This window comes from Nostoc sp. (genome assembly GCF_036917395.1).
Taxonomy (GTDB): domain Bacteria; phylum Cyanobacteriota; class Cyanobacteriia; order Cyanobacteriales; family Nostocaceae; genus Nostoc.
This window is the reverse complement of the sequence record NZ_JBALDI010000019.1, coordinates 1-15,497: the sequence shown is the minus strand read 5'-3', so window position 1 is coordinate 15,497 and position 15,497 is coordinate 1. Positions and strand designations below refer to the sequence as shown.

Genomic DNA, 15,497 nt, shown 5'->3' with positions numbered 1-15,497 from the left:
ATCCTTCTTTCTATTCACTCTACTTTAGTTCCTATGTACTACTAAAGAGACTTTTTATTGATGTGTGACAGTTAGGGTGCGGAAGGTGGGATCTATGTCTACGCCTGCCATGATCCGGTTGTTGCGGCTGGGTTGACCAAAGCTGTAGAAGGATTTTTCGCTCACCCTAGCCCTAGTGCAGCGCTAAAGCAGGCAGGTGCTTTCGCTAGAAAATCTTTAGTAACGGCTTGATGGACATTGGGCATTGGGTATTAGACATCGGTCATCGGTCAAGCAGAGCGATCGCCGAGTAATCAAGAATTAAGACTTTTACAACAAAGGCAAATTCTACCTTGAGGGGAAAGGATATGGAACTTGGCTACTTCCAAAAAGATGTACTCATTGAAAAACTAGCTAAGAAATTCTACGCGATTCAAGGTTATGTAGTCCCCGAATCATATCGAATGCAATCAGCTACACATCCAGCAGAAAGAGCGTGTGTGGCTATGGCTTTGTTTGCAGTCGAAGAATTTGAATTAATAAATTATTCATCATCAGGGGATGAGGATGATGACGAATATGAAACCGATTGTTTATTCCCTGAATAACGTTTGTTGCCAGGGGTTTAATTGAAGCACGAGTAATACACCTTTCTAAATATTTTATTACAAACTACAAGATAGGTAAACGGATATGAAAGCCATAGTCACAGTAGTTGAAAAAATCTCATCTGAAGCTCACATTGATATTCCTGATGGTTTAGCAGAATCAGGTATTAGACAGCAAGTTTTAGACCATTACAACAGTGGCAAAATGCTTGCCCTACTGAACATTTTCCTTTTTTGTTTTGAATCTATCAGCGTTCACATTGGTAAAAAAACCAAAATCACTTGGCAGCCCGGAAAGTCTTGGAGTCTAAAGCGTCCTTATTACTTTTGCAAAATTGGAAGATTTACTTTAACTCTGTTAACTGACACAGAGCAAAATTTAACCCGCACTCAAGTTTATTTTGGCTACATAAATGGTAATCAACCTATTTACACATCAGAAAAAGAGATATCCAAAGAATTAGCAACAGTCGAACTCCAAAATTTCTTAAGTGGATTAGCTGTTGAACTTCAGACTTTAAGCCACATTGAATTTAGTGAGGATGAAGTATGATTGTCACACAACTGCTGACACCACAACCATACTCTCCTAAATCTACAGGAGAAACTGTTGGTAGGCATCCACTGAACTTTTACGAGTCTCCATCTTGGTTCACAACTGAACTACTGCGCCATGTTCCGTTATCTGGTGTCATTGGTGAGCCTTGTGTAGGACATGGGGCGATCGCAACATTACTATCGGCGTGGCCCTACACCAAGCAAATGTGGACGAACGATATTGATCTACATAAGGCGGCTGATTACCATCTGGATGCAACACTATCCGATTCATGGGATTCTTTCCCAGAGTGCGATTGGATCTGTACTAATCCGCCATATTCGGAGTTTGCTGCACCAATTATCAAGAATGCATTCGCAAAAGCACGTGTGGGTGTAGCCGCATTCCTTCTAACCAGCTTTCTCGAACCTTGTGATGACCGGGCTAATTTCTTACAACAATACCCGCCGTCACTTGTACTGATTTTGCCCCGCTTCTGTTTTCGGAAAGACAAACGGGGTACTCGTTGGGCTACGGATAACATAACCATTTCATGTTTGGTATGGGACAAACGTGCAACTACACAGCGTATTATTGTGCGTCCCAAATCTCAAATCGTTGGGTTTTACAAGAATCCTGAACAGGCTATTTCACAGGAACGGGCAGAAGAAATTGTTCGGGCGATCGCCAAAGGAGAATTATGAAACAGATGTCACTTTTTGATGAACCAACCACAGTTTTACCAGTCAACTATTATCCAGAATTTCTGAACAAGGAAGAAGCCGACGAACTCTACCAACATTGCCAAGAACTGCAATGGCAGCAAAATACAATCAGAATGCTGGGTAAAACGATGCCTGTGCCTCGTTTGGAATGTATTTACGGGGATGAGGGCTGTGATTACCTTTACTCCAAGAGTGTACTACTTAAACCACTGCCTTGGACTTCAGCGCTAGCTCAACTGCGAGATAGGATTACTACTGCTACTGGCTACAGCTTCCGCATTGTCATCGGCAATCAGTATAGAAGTGGACAGCATTCTATCGGCTGGCACAACGATAGCGAAGCATCAATGGGATTTAACCCAGCGATCGCATCAATCAGTTTAGGTTCGGTGAGGAAATTCCAAATCAAGCCCATCGGGGGTAAGCCGACTGACTTTTGGCTGGAGCATGGGAGTCTGCTGGTGATGCTTCCAGGTTGTCAGAGTACTCATCTGCATCAAGTCCCGAAGACTAATAAGGTCGTTAGTACACGGATTAATCTAACTTTTCGACCGCACATAGGGGGCAGGAAATGAGTATTTTATCTGGATTGAAACTTCAATCTAGTCATAAATCAAACAAGGAAAATTGCCTCCAATTGTGAAGATAAAACCTGCATCCAGAATTATATAAATTTCTCCACACTCAACATTTAAGCTTTAGAGGATGAACAATTTTCACTTCTAAACAAAAGCCAAACCCTCGATATTTTGGCGCAAACCGAGGGAAAAGAAAATTAAGTAATCGGGAAAAATATATCTATGAGTTTAGCAGAAAATCAGATTAATAATCGGACAGCTTTTGAAGTCTTCATTCCCGGTTTTTTTGATGATTATCCACTTGAATCATCAGAATTCAGGCTGTACGCGCATATCCAAAGGAGAGCAGGTGTAAGCGGTTGTTTTGAGTCTATTCCGAAAATGGCTAAACATTGTTACATCGCTCTCAAAACTGCCAAAAATGCCATCAAGCTTTTACTAGCCGCCGGAATGATTGAAATACAAGAACGTATTGGAACTACTAACATTTATACTCCCACTCCACCTTCTTTGTGGGTTTCTCCTGACCAAATTCAATTACTTCGTTCACAAATTAAGACAGCAAAAGAAGCCCTAGCCAAAATTAACCCCAGTCAAAATTGCATGGGGGGTGGGGGCAATTTTGCACCCAGTAGTGGGGTCAATTCTGCATGGGGGGTGGGGTCAAATTTGACCCACAAAGGTATTCCCATTAAGGTAATCCCATCTAAGGAATTCACACTAAGTACAGCACCCCTTGAACCCAACACACCCCCCACGCTCGAATGTGTGTGTGAAGAGTCTGACTTAAACGAACAATCAAACCAGGAAGAACCAATTCCCGAATCTCTCACTTCGTTGTCAAATCAATCCGAGACTTTGCATCAAACAGACATTCCCTCATGTAGACCTACTATCGCGATGGGCTTGTTCGATAACGAATTTGCCGCAAAAAACTGCCAGCCTTGTTGCGATAGTCGTGTTGTCAATACGGTTAATCAAGAGGTTATGAAGGCTGGCAGTTTTTCAGGTCTAGGCTCCGATAAAAACGAACAAACGAACAATAAGCCAAGCAAACCAAGATTTCAGTCGATTGATGACTTGCTCAATCACATCCTGCTTGACCCCAGCATCTTGGCATCTGAGTCTTTACCCGCAGTTTACAGAAATGAAATCAAACTCCGCTGTTGGCGTTTCCCCTGGCGTACTTCTTCCAGAGACAAGATTTACCAAACCTGCGATCGCCGTCTGGTGGAGTTAATCGCTAAGGAGAGAGCCGAGTGGGACAAGGTTAATTGGCAGCAAAAAGTCCCCACTGTGATCAAATCAATCAGCAATTTGGAGGTGAGTAAAGCTGGTTTAGAAGAACTGCTGGTTTATTGGTCAAAAGTTCTCTCTTCATCTACACCGCAAACTGAAGAATCAAAACCCAATGACCAACCCATCGGTTACTACTCAAATCGTTCTCTTGATTGGCATAAAGCCACATTCAGTGAACTTCTAGACCGCATGGATGAAGTTGACAAGGACAAAGCGATCGCTTCTTTCAGCACTCGCTATGACCGAGAAGACGTAGGCGCAACGCTCAAATGGTTGGATTGGTTAAAGCTGACACATCCCTCCATGTATGCCTACTTACACCCACAAGCTGCATGAGTTGAAGTCGGAAGTATTTTTTCCAAATTCGGCTTTCTTCCTGACTTCCCCTGCCCCTGTTCTTCACTCTTAACTTGCAACTTCCGACCTCCTTTCTTCCGACTTCTGTTTGAGGATTTATGACACAAGACAAATCAAACTTCACATCCCAACAAGACCGCTTACCCCCACAAAGCATTGAGGCTGAAGAAGTAATACTCGGTGGCATCATGCTCGATCCAAGTGCCATGAGCCGAATCAGCGATCGCTTGGTGGCAGATGCTTTTTACATCAATGCCCATAAAGACATTTATCAAGCAGCCCTACGACTGTACAGCCAAGGATTACCAACGGATTTGCTTTGCATCACCAACTGGTTGTCTGATAATGGCTTATTGTTCCGTATCGGTGGACGCAATAAACTGGCCAGTCTGGTTGGCTGTACTGTGTCAGCTGTGAACATCGATGCTTTAGCTGACTTGGTAATGGAAAAATACCAAAGGCGGCAGTTAATCCTTGCTGGCACTGAGATTGTTCAACTCGGCTATGCCACCGAAACTGATTTACCTGTAATTCTCGACGAAGCCGAACAAAAAGTCTACAGCATTACGTCTGAGCATTCTGCCTCTGACTTGGTTCATATTTCTCATGCCCTAGCCGACACTTTTACCGAAATTGAAGCGCGTCATGCTGGTACAGGCTCACCAGCAGCAAGGACTGGATTTTATGACCTGGACAGTATACTCGGCGGTGGTTTTCGCTGCAAACGGTTGTATGTACTGGCTGCTCGTCCTTCTGTTGGTAAATCCGCTTTGGCTGGTAATCTCGCTCTCAATGTTGCCAAAACTGGGAAGATGCCGATCTGCGTTTTCAGCTTGGAAATGTCTACTGATGAGTACGTACAGCGATTCTTAAGCAGCGAATCTGGCATTGAAAATAACTTTTTGGAAACTGGGAATGTGAATGAAAGTCAGTGGCAACCTTTGAGCGTGGCGATCGCGGAATTAAGCGAACAACAGATTTTCATCAACGACGAATCTTGCCCTTCTCTTAATCAAATCCGTAGCCAAGTCCGCCGAATTTCATCCCATTACGGTGGTGTTGGGCTTGTCATCATTGACTACTTACAGCTTATGGCTCTTGATACTGATTCACGGGTGAACATGGCTCAACGAGTCGGTGAAATCAGCCGGGGATTAAAAAGATTAGCCAAAGATTTGGATGTACCTGTACTGGCTTTGTCCCAACTCAACCGCGAAGTTGAACACCGTAACGATAAACGCCCTGTACTAAGTGATTTAAAAGACAGTGGTGCTGTTGAGCAAGACAGCGATGTTGTGATCATGCTTTACCGCTCAGAGATGTACAACCCCGATACTCCAGATCGTGGCATTGCTGAGTTAGTCGTTCGCAAGCAACGCAATGGCCCAACTGGTACAGTCAAGCTTTTATTTTACCATCAGTTTACCAGATTCAAGAATTTATCTCGTGGTCGTAGTTTTTAAGGCTCTACTAGAGGATAAACATTGTCTTTTACGCAAGACAGGGAACTGAGAATGATTGAAACTTACCAACAACTTTTACAACAATGGGCGGCTCTTGCCCCTGATGAATGCTCTACTACTGACCGGGATTACAGGTTTAAGGTAAAAGTGCTACCCAAAGTCGAAAAGTGTTCTTTCGATAACCCCTGGCGTTCGGTTACTTCCGAAAACCTTACTTGGCGACTTCATGTAGCTGAAGATGTAATTCTCAGACAGTTGAATTTTGTTCTTCTAACAGTTCTACATCGCTGTTCTGACCGTCAGTCCAATATTCATTTCACTTTCATAGAGCTTGGAACTATCGCCACAATCTGTAATGGGCTGAAGTCGCAAATACATCCACATCCGGCACTTGCAGCATTAGACGCTTACGTTCAATTGCTGGAGTTTTAAAACCGATGAAAGCGCTATCTGTTCGTCAGCCTTGGGCATGGGCAATAATTTATGCTCTCAAAAATGTTGAAAACCGAGGCTGGCCTATCAATTATCGTGGCGACATTCTGATTCACGCTGCAAAAACCTGTACCAAGAAAGAGTATCAGCTAGCGAGAGAATTTTGCCAAGGGATGGGGGTAGTAATCCCAGAGTTAATCTCTTTACGTCTCGAATTTGCCGCAAAAAATTGGGCAGGCTTCATACTCCACAAATTAATCGTGAAGCCAAACGACTATCCAAAAAAGCCTGCCCAATTTTTCAGGACTAGGCTCCGTGTGGGACAAGTTATTGGCATTGTCACAATAGTTGATTGCCGATTCTCACAAGTTGCATCTGGCTGGGGAATGCCTCTTCAGTACCACTGTCAGCTGGAGAATCCGCGAGAGATTACACCAATTCCTTACATTGGGCGGCTTGCCCTGAGCGTAGCCGAAGGGTTGGGGATTTTTGAAGTACCGGATGATTTGGTCATGGAGGTGGCTGCATGATTAAAACAGCCCGAAGTCATACGCTACTTCCAAAGCCAAAATCAGTAATAATTGAGTTATCTGCAACACCCGAAAATTTCTTAGAGAAAGGGGTCAAAGCCTCACAGGGGGAATCGGTCGGTTGTCTTTATCAGTACCTCGAAACTAAAAAGCTACTTGATGGTTCAAACGTTTTTTATCCCCGCGTGATTGGTGAACGTGACCCGAATAATCCCGAAGATTGGCGATGGGCATTCAATTGGAAAGAGAAGATAAACGGGGCATGGAAAGGCAAAAGTATAGGTTCAATTCCCCCTGGCGCTGTTCCAATGATTCGTCTAATGCAACAAGAGAGGGCAACGCGAGAGAATATCATCGCCTTTATCAAAAAAGCGAAAACTAAAAAGACATCGCCAAAATTAGATGTCTGCAAAAATTTTAATAACACAAAATTAAAACCTGTTCTTCCAGATGATGCCCTGATCGCTGTAGTACTATTCGCGGGTGGCGGTGGGATTGAAGCGGGGATGGTGCAAGCGGGGATTCGTCCAGTCATTGCGGTGGAATTCGACCCCACCAAACCAGACTTGAGCAGGGCAATCGCCAAAACCCATCACCGCAACTTTAGCAAGTACGGCTGTAGAATAATCCAGCTAACAGTCCAAGAAGTAGCACGGTTAGGATTTCTAGGTTTTCCGCGCCGCCCCGACTATCTCCATGCCTCCCCGGTGTGTGCCAACTTCAGCCAAGCTCACACAGCCAAAGCGGGTAAGGGTATTGAAACGGCTGATGATCTGAGTGCAGCGATCGCAGTCGCAGAAGCCATCCGACAGTTACAGCCACGGGTGTTTACGCTGGAGAATGTGCCACGCTATCAGAACAGTCAGAGTTTCAGTATCATTCTGTCAGCTTTGGAACTTGAGGGGTACTCGGTCGATTACAGCGTGGTCAACATGGCTGACTTTGGGCTACCCCAGGCGCGGCGGCGGTTAGTCCTGATTGCAAGCAAGGGTTTTCATGTTGCCTTACCTTCGGGAACTACACCTTGCGGTTGGTACGAGGCGATCGCCCATCTCATTCCCATGATGACCGATTCCCAACTACTCCCCAAACAACGGCAAGCGGTAGAACAATTTCTGGCAACTAACGAACCAACGCCATTGCTACTAGAGAGAGTTGGAGGGCGCAACGGAATGAAGTATAAGCCTGGGCATCTACCCTGTAACACCATTCTGCGATCCCATTTCACAGATCACAAAGGCTGTAACCGTAGTAAGTTCGCTGATATCTGGTTGCCGGATGGTACGGTCAAATCTTTGTCAATTGCAGGAGCGGCAAAGTTACAAGGGTTTCCCGATTGGTACGAGTTTCCCAACGAGACTGCTACGGCGGGGTCAATTATCGGCTATTCCGTACCTCCCAGTTTTGCAAGTCAATTATTCATGTCGGCACAAAGTTATAGCTATGTAGGCAATCGCTAAAGCTCTACTCCTTCATCAATCCAAGCATCAATTGCTGTTTTTACCTCTAATTCAGTCACGGCAGACCATTCTTTTTCGTTGATAGTTGTTTTAAATACCGCTCTTTTACCGTGACCAACTTTTTCCATTGAGTGTCCGCGATACGAATTTTTAGGCTTAATCATTTTTCTTAATTATCTTTAGAGAATATTCTAAACTTTCGCTCAATAAGAAGAGGAGTTTGATTTTCTATGATGGCTGCTGATTGAGGAGATTATCATAACTGTAGTGTTAAGTTTGTAGTGAGGACATGGCATTAATTCAATTAAGTTTATTTCCGCGTATATAGAGCATAACAAAAAGGTTTCTTCGCTTAAAAGTGCGAGTATAAACGAGCGGTCGCTCGGAAGTGAAGTTACTGTAAATGTTGACCGTAATGCCTGTAAGTTCATGTAATTGATTTGCAACAGATACCCGATGGCATTTTGCACTTTGTAATTCTACACATAGTAAAAGAATAGACTACTTTTCTCCCGCCTGGAAGAACGTTGAGGCGATCGCTTACCCTTGCTTTGAATACATAAAACAACGCAGAGTTGAACTTACTTCCTAAGACAGTTGAGCATCCTTAACGTGGCTGCTGCTGCATAATTTCGCTGTGTCCCAAGATTAGGAAAAAAAGCGTTTCCAGTTTCATTGACGGGAGTTGCAACACCGCAATAGGCAGACATCTCTGTAATCGCTTTCTGCCCCCAATGAGCAGATATATCACTAAAAGTTATAGCCTGTTGCCTCTTTATACCTTCTGAACGTCTAGTATTTTCTCCATATTCAACAGCTTTACGCAAAACTGCTATCAACTCCGCACGGGTTACTATTTGGGTCGGACGAAAAGTACCATCAGAGTAGCCGATTATAATCTCATTCTCTTTTGCCCACTCAATCTTTCCAGCACTCCAACGAGTTACCTCTACATCTCGGTAAGGTTTGTTAGTTGTTTTCAATAAATCTGGTGCTTGCTAACTTGGCACAGTCAAAGGACTGGGGGGTAGTTGACTGAGAGCATTTATTACCATCGACACCATCTGTTCGCGGGTTAGCTCTAACGTGGGACGGAAAGTATTATTAGAAGTAAAGCCTGCAATCAGTCCTATCTCAACAGCCTCTTGAATCTCTTTAGCATAAATATCAGTGTCAACATCGCTAAAGCTTGGCACTTGGGCAACCACTGGTTTAGTCGTCAAAGCGCATAACAATATAATTGCAGCAGTACCTGCTCCCGTTTTGGCAGTTAGTGAACCCGAAAAGAAATTAAAAGTTGATTTGAGCAAAGGTTTTATAATGAATTGAATGCTTACCTTTGTAGACGTTGCTTTTTTTAATCAGGTTTGTTAAAGTTATTAGTTATACTTAGAATTCCGTTATTGCTGCCGTGGGGCAGCAGACGATTGGGCGATCGCTCCAATGGCACTACCTTTTGAGCAGTATCTACCTAAACATTACACAGTGCAGAGAGAAGTTGGGTTAGTAGCTGACCGAATGCCCACAAATAGCATACAAAATAACTTTCAATAGCCAAGCGTTACACCATCACTGGTTTAAGCATCAACAAACATGATTACACAAGGTACTAATGGCTGTAGAAGACCGTTGTCAATCGGGCAGTAGCAAAGGCGAAAGATTCCTTAAGGGCAGTGACTCTCACAAAAATACTCTACTGAGTTATTCATCTCAATAGAGGATATAAATTTACGTTTATCACCTTTTACCAAAATTTAGTTTATACAACACTAAATATTCACACCTCTGTATAAGTACTGGAAATCTTGATCATTCAAAAAGAGACAAACTTTCTGGCAAAATGTCTCTGATTCGCTGATAACTTCCTGTATTCTGGGATATCCGTTCTTTGTGGAGAGCCGAATGATGACTATAGATATGCAACGACTCATCAAAAAAACCTCTAACTCAGTTTGCAAGAAAACAGAAGTAACCCCACCACCCACTGAACCCATTGAGATGCCTGGGAGCCAAAATATTCCTGAAACAGTGATTGAACCAAATCCACCTGTGTGCATTGAAGCATCAAAATCGGACTACATCTCTGAACACTATCGTCCCCCATGCTCTGTGGGTAACTCCGGCTGGCAACCGTCTGATGTCTGGCGCGACTTGAGGGTTGATGATTTGTGTCGGTGAGCAGCATCTAAAACTTGTATAATCCTACTATAGGTACATCCCCGCTTCTGTTTGAAAATGCTATCGTCTAGCACGACAGAGTTTAAAAATAGCTTTTATGGATTCACCTGTGGTACTGATCAATGTCTTCTCCGTTCCTCAAGGTTTGGAAGATGAATTTCTTCGGAAATGGAATCAGACTGCTCAGTTGATGAAAAATGAACCAGGTTTTATCGACACAAAGTTACATCGCAGTCTTGACCCAACCGAGAGATTTCAATTTATTAATATTGCAAAATGGTCTAGTAAAGAAGCGTGGCAATCGGCATTCTCTAAACGTATTTCTCAAAATGAGATTTTTGAACAACAATTACCTGTTGAAGCTAACCCTGCCCTTTATCAAATTGAAGCAGAGTATTAAATCTCAAAGTAGAATTTAGAGGAGCCAGACTTCAACTATGATTACTAAAAATGATGATTTATTCGATGCAGTCGAAACCACTCGCCTAAATTTTTACGGAAATAAAATTTACCAGTTTCGATGGAGAGATAAAGAGACTTTAAAATTTAGTTCCCATTGCAGTTATACAAATTTTAATTTCTCTCCAGTTTAAGGTTGAATTAGAGGCTGTTGGGATTGCTGAGTATTACATTCAGCTAACTTATTGCTAACAAGTACATAACTCGTGCCTACCATTGCAAGACTAACTACAGCAGCAGCAACAATATTCCAACGCTCACCAAATGGTTTTTGTTTAGAAGCTATTCCTAGTTGCTCCTGTACATATTTGATAGCTAATGCTAAAGATTTACGAGTGATTTCATGCCAAGTTGTAATAACTCCGCGCTCATCACTTTTTAAATAAGCACATAAATAACCAGGACTTGATTTATCTTCTTCGATCATGAGTGAATAACCATCCACTAGCTTCGCTATCAAAGTTTTTTTGCTTCCTAGCCGACGTGTATTCGGTTGCAGCCCATTTGATTGCAATATCTTGATTGCATCTTCCATTTCTATAGCGTTTCTTTCTAATATCATTTTGTCCCCTTAGACCATTTGAACGAAAGCTTTCAAAATCTTGTATTGATAATTTTCATCTTCAACCTGATGGGAAGTTTGGGTCACATTCCAAACTTTTTGGATTATATCATCAATACTGAAGCCCTCCTTTTTCAATTTTCTCACTTGCTCTTTGTCTTCATCAATAGAATTTTTCACAACGACACTGTTTTTAATTACTTCTTTTAACCAACTCCAATCATCACTCTCAACCCACCAGTTTATTGTTTGAGTAACAAAAGCAAAATTTCTCGGATAATATACATTCACACTACCTTCATTTTTATCTGCTTTTTCACCAGAGTTCACTTTATAAGCACTAGCCATCATGTTCCTAACTTTATTAGTAAATGTAGTAATTATCCAAGAAACATTTAAGCCGTAAGAGCCAATCAACCATTCTCTAATTGTTATTTTTTGATTTTCATCAAATAATTTTGAAATTTTTAAAGTATACTTTTCCCAGAAAGGTATCTGGCTTACCATTTCGCCTAAGTGAGCTAATCTTTTATTAATCAAGGTACAAACTTGGAAACTTAGCCACTCTCCCAAACTTTCATAGAGTTCTTCTGCCGCCAGTTCATCACAAAAACTATAGAACTCATGAAGCTGCTCTACATCTGCAAGGTGTAAACCTTGATGTTCAATCAGCTTAATTCCAGAAAGTTGAATTTTATCTTGGGTTATAGTGAGTACATTGTAATCAGCCCTATTAGATATTTTTTTATTAGGATTTGAAGGTATATCAGTTAACAAAATTTCTACAATATCTTCTAAAAAAACTCTGCCATTCGCTCCTTCTCTTTGGGAGTAAACGCGGACTATCTGCTCTTGACGTGCAAATACATTCTGGTAGATGTAATTATTTAAAATTAATTCCATAGTTTATTTCTTTCCATTGGTAATGTTTATACTTACTTAAAAATCTTATGCAAGTATGCAATCTAGATATTTTTACTGTCATTTATGGCTCAAGACCCATAAATTAGTTTTTCAACATAGCCAACAATTCCAAAAAGATCGCATCAGTTTTTTTTATAAAATATTGGCTATAAACCTCAGAAAACTTATAAGTCAGTATCTGCACCATCCAGTACTTCTGCAAATAACATTGGAATTGTAAGCTGTACCCCTGATTCATGAATACGGATAGGAATTCCTGACTTTTTAGATATCCACTTTATCCAGTTTTTTCAAGTCTGTGAGCGACGATTACTAGTATCTGCGTCTTTTAATACTTCTGGAAAAGTAAGCTCTTTAACTACTTGATCATTTAAAACTAGCACACTATTTAGTTGTGATTGTTTTAGTGAGACTGCATCAATAATTCGCCAAACAGGAGGGTAACTTAACATAGCTTCAATGAGCAGTCTGACTTGTAAATCTTCATTAGGTGCTTCAGCAATTAATCTCCCTTTTTGGGTTAATTCAGTCAGCCACTTATTGCCCTGACGCATCCTTGTAATAAGCTTGAGTGCTTCTAAAGCCTGTTTTGCATACTGTCCGTGTCGAGAAATGTATACGTCTTTTTTTCCTCTATTACCTAATTTGTAACCTAACTCGTATGAGTTTGTTATTCCTTGATGAATAAGTAAAATAGCCTTTAGCAAGTTGTATATCTTTTACATTTATAGGCTATAACCATTGCCATACAATAGCTACAGCACACTGACTGTTGAGAACCGTTAATTACCAGAGCGATAAGCGTGACGGCATGGCTTTACCACCTATGGCAAAACAGTCAACAGTAGACTTTCTAGACGTGAGTATTTGGGTGCTTGAGCGTTATCTCCACAGGGAGGTTGCTAAATTTGATGGATAAAAAATATAGAAGATTAGTAGGGCTGTACGCCCAGTGCGTCCTCATGCTCACACTGCACTCCTCTTCATTTTCGTCATCACTTTCTCGCACAAGTACTAACCTAGTAAATAACTAGAGGGAGAAACAACATTAATTAGACAACCAGGGATTATGCTGGACTGATAAAGATGTACAAAAGATGTATGAGCAATACTAAATTTCATCCTTGCCCAGTCTGTTCGCTTCCAGTTAAACATTTCATGAGATATCCACATGAAGTTTGCAATGATTGTTATGGCAAAGCTTGTGATGATCAGGGGCGAAAGTTAGATTTCTATACTTGTTCAAGGAAGGAAGGATCTGAGGAAAATGTATTTGAAATTGGATTTGGGGCAACTTTAATTGAATCTAAGGAGGAGTATAAAAGTAATATTTGCTACATTGAAGCAGTGAAATGCTGGGCCGATGAAGCTCGGTTTGGCGGTATTGTAATTGAAGCTATGATAGATGATTGCTAGCTTAAATCACCGTCGGGGTACTGCGTTCATAATTACTACAAAACCATAAAAGTAAAAGTATTCACGAGGTAATTTTGACATTGGAATGTTACAAATCACCCCAATCAAAAGCGGTTACTGACGGCATCGCGGAGTGAATACCAAACTTACGAGCTTCATAGCTGGCTGCTGCAACTACACCTCGCTGATTGGGACTGCCACCGACTACTAGCGGTTTGCCTCGATAGTCAGGATTATCTCGCTGCTCTACCGATGCGTAAAAAGCATCCATATCTACGTGAACTATTTTCCTAGTTCTAGCGACAGATTCTTGTCCCAAGGGTAGCTCCACCACAAACAGTCTCGTTTTTTACATCATTTTCAAGAAAGTAAATATAATATCAGTTTTATAGTACACTAGCACTATTTGAGAGCTAAAATTACCGTATCTGCATTGACCTTCACTATCAAAGTATAACTTTTTGCTTTTAGTTACTTAGTTGTAATTACTTTTCAACTGATGCGTCAAACTGCAATGGCATTTTCACCAACTGCTGTTGTTTTGAGCAACTGTCTCCTGAAGGGGTGTTTAAAGGGATACATAGTTTTTATGCCATCAGGCAAGCGAAGAAAGTTTTTTAAGTAGAAAAGAGCATACTGGAATTGCAACTATATTAAATATTAAACAGATCTAACTTTATTAGTTCAAAAACATAAAAGAACACACATGACCACTAAAATAGATTTTCAAGGGGATATGGATAACGCAAGCATTCCATTGAATCAAAACAAAGAAGAAGTATTTCAATGGACAAAGCAGTGGTATCCAGTAGCAGTTGTGAATTTTCTAGATCCATCTCGCCCACATGCAATACAGTTATTAGGAAAAGATTTAGTCTTGTGGCGAGACAGTTTGAGTAAATGGTCTTGCTTTGAAGATTGTTGCCCCCATCGACTAGCTCCTCTTTCAGAAGGGCGTGTTGAGTCGGATGGCACACTTTTATGTGCTTATCATGCTTGGCGTTTTGATTCGCAGGGAAACTGTGTGAGCATTCCCCAGTCGAAAGATCAGGAGACATCCTCGAAGCACTGCTCAAATTCAAAGTCATCTGCAATTAGTTATCCAACACAAGAACGGCAGGGTTTATTGTGGGTTTGGGCTGAGTCTGGTTCTGAGGCACAGCTTGAAAGTCAATTGAAGACACCACGAATTATTCCAGAACTTGAAGAAAATTCCGACAGAGTAGTTCATCTATTTTGGAATATACGTGACCTACCCTATGGATGGGATTTTTTTATGGAAAATGTAGCTGACCCAGCCCATGTCCCTGTTTCCCACCACGGTCTAGTTGGCAATCGCTATAAAGATGCTAATTACTACGATATGCTTTGCATCAAGCAAATGTCTACTCAAGAAGGATTTTCTTTTGAAATAACACCGACTGCTCCCACGATCTCGCAAGCAATTCACGACTTTCAACCACCTTGTCAGATGAGGATTGTTTCTACTTCACACGATGGTGGTAAGCTAATCCTAGCATTGTATGCTAGCCCTACACGCCCAGGGTGGTGTCGTCATATTGGCTGTCAGGTCTTAGTTAAGAACCAGATGGGTAAGACACCTAAAGGATTAGGAGTCTTTGGGCTACCAATGCCAACTTGGCTAGGACATGTTTTGTCATCCTTGTTCTTACACCAAGATTTAGTATTTCTTCATTATCAACAGAAGATTCTAGCTAAACGTCAAAAGGGTCAATGGGTGAACGCAGTTTATACACCCAATCCTCAAGATAAAATGGTAATTACATTTCGCCAGTGGTTGGAGAAAAAAGCTGGAGGTAGTATTCCTTGGGTTTCAGGGTGTAATACCGATCTTCCCTTGCTGGAATTAGACAAACAAAAGCTTTTTGATGTCTAGACACGTCCGGAATATTAACTAGGTGTCAAAAAAATGGTAGAACGGGATTTTGACCGTCTACCAAAATGAAAAATCCACTTCATTATATTCAA

20 protein-coding genes and 1 pseudogene are annotated in these 15,497 nt (G+C 41.5%); 14 read left to right on the top strand and 7 right to left on the bottom strand.

Annotation, left to right across the window (positions count from 1 at the left end; translation table 11 throughout):
• Positions 1-347 precede the first annotated feature (347 nt).
• The 9 genes from V7K46_RS09375 (at position 348) to V7K46_RS09335 (ending at position 7,969) form a co-directional block, all read left to right on the top strand.
• Positions 348-587 (top strand): hypothetical protein, encoded by a 240-nt coding sequence (locus V7K46_RS09375; protein ID WP_335112391.1) that lies wholly within the window; start codon positions 348-350, stop codon positions 585-587.
• An 85-nt stretch (positions 588-672) separates the two neighbouring features.
• Positions 673-1,140 carry a hypothetical protein gene (locus V7K46_RS09370; RefSeq protein WP_335112389.1) on the top strand — a complete coding sequence of 156 codons (468 nt, stop codon included), beginning with the start codon at positions 673-675 and terminating at the stop codon, positions 1,138-1,140.
• A complete protein-coding gene (locus V7K46_RS09365; protein WP_335112387.1) occupies positions 1,137-1,829 on the top strand; it encodes a hypothetical protein in 693 nt (230 codons plus the stop codon). Before V7K46_RS09370 ends, V7K46_RS09365 begins: the two co-directional genes overlap by 4 nt.
• Positions 1,830-1,834: 5 nt before the next feature.
• Positions 1,835-2,425, top strand: coding sequence for an alpha-ketoglutarate-dependent dioxygenase AlkB family protein (locus V7K46_RS09360; protein ID WP_335112385.1), 591 nt, complete (start codon positions 1,835-1,837; stop codon positions 2,423-2,425).
• Positions 2,426-2,650: 225 nt separating this feature from the next.
• Entirely contained in the window at positions 2,651-4,063 is a 1,413-nt protein-coding gene (locus tag V7K46_RS09355; protein ID WP_335112383.1) for a hypothetical protein, read from the top strand.
• A 119-nt stretch (positions 4,064-4,182) separates the two neighbouring features.
• The gene (gene dnaB, locus V7K46_RS09350; protein WP_335112381.1) at positions 4,183-5,547 is read left to right on the top strand and encodes a replicative DNA helicase; all 1,365 of its coding nucleotides are present in this window, start codon (positions 4,183-4,185) and stop codon (positions 5,545-5,547) included.
• A 51-nt stretch (positions 5,548-5,598) separates the two neighbouring features.
• Positions 5,599-5,979: a hypothetical protein gene (locus tag V7K46_RS09345; RefSeq protein WP_335112379.1), complete on the top strand. Its 381-nt coding sequence runs from the start codon at positions 5,599-5,601 to the stop codon at positions 5,977-5,979.
• A gap of 5 nt (positions 5,980-5,984) precedes the next feature.
• Complete coding sequence (locus V7K46_RS09340; RefSeq protein ID WP_335112377.1) at positions 5,985-6,509, top strand: ASCH domain-containing protein; 525 nt, start codon at positions 5,985-5,987, stop codon at positions 6,507-6,509.
• A complete protein-coding gene (locus tag V7K46_RS09335; protein ID WP_335112375.1) occupies positions 6,506-7,969 on the top strand; it encodes a DNA cytosine methyltransferase in 1,464 nt (487 codons plus the stop codon). Before V7K46_RS09340 ends, V7K46_RS09335 begins: the two co-directional genes overlap by 4 nt.
• Here V7K46_RS09335 and V7K46_RS09330 read toward each other — a convergent pair.
• The 3 genes from V7K46_RS09330 to V7K46_RS09320 form a co-directional block, all read right to left on the bottom strand.
• Complete coding sequence (locus V7K46_RS09330; protein WP_335112373.1) at positions 7,966-8,133, bottom strand: hypothetical protein; 168 nt, start codon at positions 8,131-8,133, stop codon at positions 7,966-7,968. The genes V7K46_RS09335 and V7K46_RS09330 overlap by 4 nt on opposite strands.
• Positions 8,134-8,550: 417 nt before the next feature.
• The gene (locus tag V7K46_RS09325) at positions 8,551-8,952 is read right to left on the bottom strand and encodes an S-layer homology domain-containing protein (RefSeq protein ID WP_335112371.1); all 402 of its coding nucleotides are present in this window, start codon (positions 8,950-8,952) and stop codon (positions 8,551-8,553) included.
• A 15-nt stretch (positions 8,953-8,967) separates the two neighbouring features.
• Complete coding sequence (locus V7K46_RS09320) at positions 8,968-9,192, bottom strand: S-layer homology domain-containing protein (protein WP_335112369.1); 225 nt, start codon at positions 9,190-9,192, stop codon at positions 8,968-8,970.
• Positions 9,193-9,871: 679 nt separating this feature from the next.
• Between V7K46_RS09320 and V7K46_RS09315 the strand changes: the two genes are divergently transcribed.
• Complete coding sequence (locus tag V7K46_RS09315) at positions 9,872-10,147, top strand: hypothetical protein (RefSeq protein WP_335112367.1); 276 nt, start codon at positions 9,872-9,874, stop codon at positions 10,145-10,147.
• A 97-nt stretch (positions 10,148-10,244) separates the two neighbouring features.
• A complete protein-coding gene (locus V7K46_RS09310; RefSeq protein ID WP_335112365.1) occupies positions 10,245-10,547 on the top strand; it encodes an antibiotic biosynthesis monooxygenase family protein in 303 nt (100 codons plus the stop codon).
• A gap of 189 nt (positions 10,548-10,736) precedes the next feature.
• Here V7K46_RS09310 and V7K46_RS09305 read toward each other — a convergent pair whose 3' ends face one another.
• From V7K46_RS09305 to V7K46_RS09295, 3 genes are all read right to left on the bottom strand, one after another.
• Positions 10,737-11,168 (bottom strand): hypothetical protein, encoded by a 432-nt coding sequence (locus tag V7K46_RS09305; RefSeq protein ID WP_335112363.1) that lies wholly within the window; start codon positions 11,166-11,168, stop codon positions 10,737-10,739.
• A 9-nt stretch (positions 11,169-11,177) separates the two neighbouring features.
• Positions 11,178-12,071, bottom strand: coding sequence for a hypothetical protein (locus V7K46_RS09300; protein ID WP_335112361.1), 894 nt, complete (start codon positions 12,069-12,071; stop codon positions 11,178-11,180).
• 311 nt (positions 12,072-12,382) lie between these two features.
• The gene (locus V7K46_RS09295) at positions 12,383-12,799 is read right to left on the bottom strand and encodes a hypothetical protein (protein WP_335112359.1); all 417 of its coding nucleotides are present in this window, start codon (positions 12,797-12,799) and stop codon (positions 12,383-12,385) included.
• Positions 12,800-12,864: 65 nt separating this feature from the next.
• On the opposite strand from V7K46_RS09295, the gene V7K46_RS09290 reads away from it, so the two are divergent.
• Positions 12,865-13,011 carry a hypothetical protein gene (locus tag V7K46_RS09290; RefSeq protein ID WP_335112357.1) on the top strand — a complete coding sequence of 49 codons (147 nt, stop codon included), beginning with the start codon at positions 12,865-12,867 and terminating at the stop codon, positions 13,009-13,011.
• A 182-nt stretch (positions 13,012-13,193) separates the two neighbouring features.
• Complete coding sequence (locus V7K46_RS09285) at positions 13,194-13,508, top strand: hypothetical protein (protein ID WP_335112355.1); 315 nt, start codon at positions 13,194-13,196, stop codon at positions 13,506-13,508.
• 88 nt (positions 13,509-13,596) lie between these two features.
• Here V7K46_RS09285 and V7K46_RS09280 read toward each other — a convergent pair whose 3' ends face one another.
• Positions 13,597-13,842: a Y-family DNA polymerase gene (locus V7K46_RS09280; protein ID WP_335112353.1), complete on the bottom strand. Its 246-nt coding sequence runs from the start codon at positions 13,840-13,842 to the stop codon at positions 13,597-13,599.
• Positions 13,843-14,214: 372 nt separating this feature from the next.
• On the opposite strand from V7K46_RS09280, the pseudogene V7K46_RS09275 reads away from it, so the two are divergent.
• Positions 14,215-15,402 (top strand): annotated as a pseudogene (locus V7K46_RS09275) (aromatic ring-hydroxylating dioxygenase subunit alpha); the annotation flags it as partial.
• Positions 15,403-15,497 lie beyond the last annotated feature (95 nt).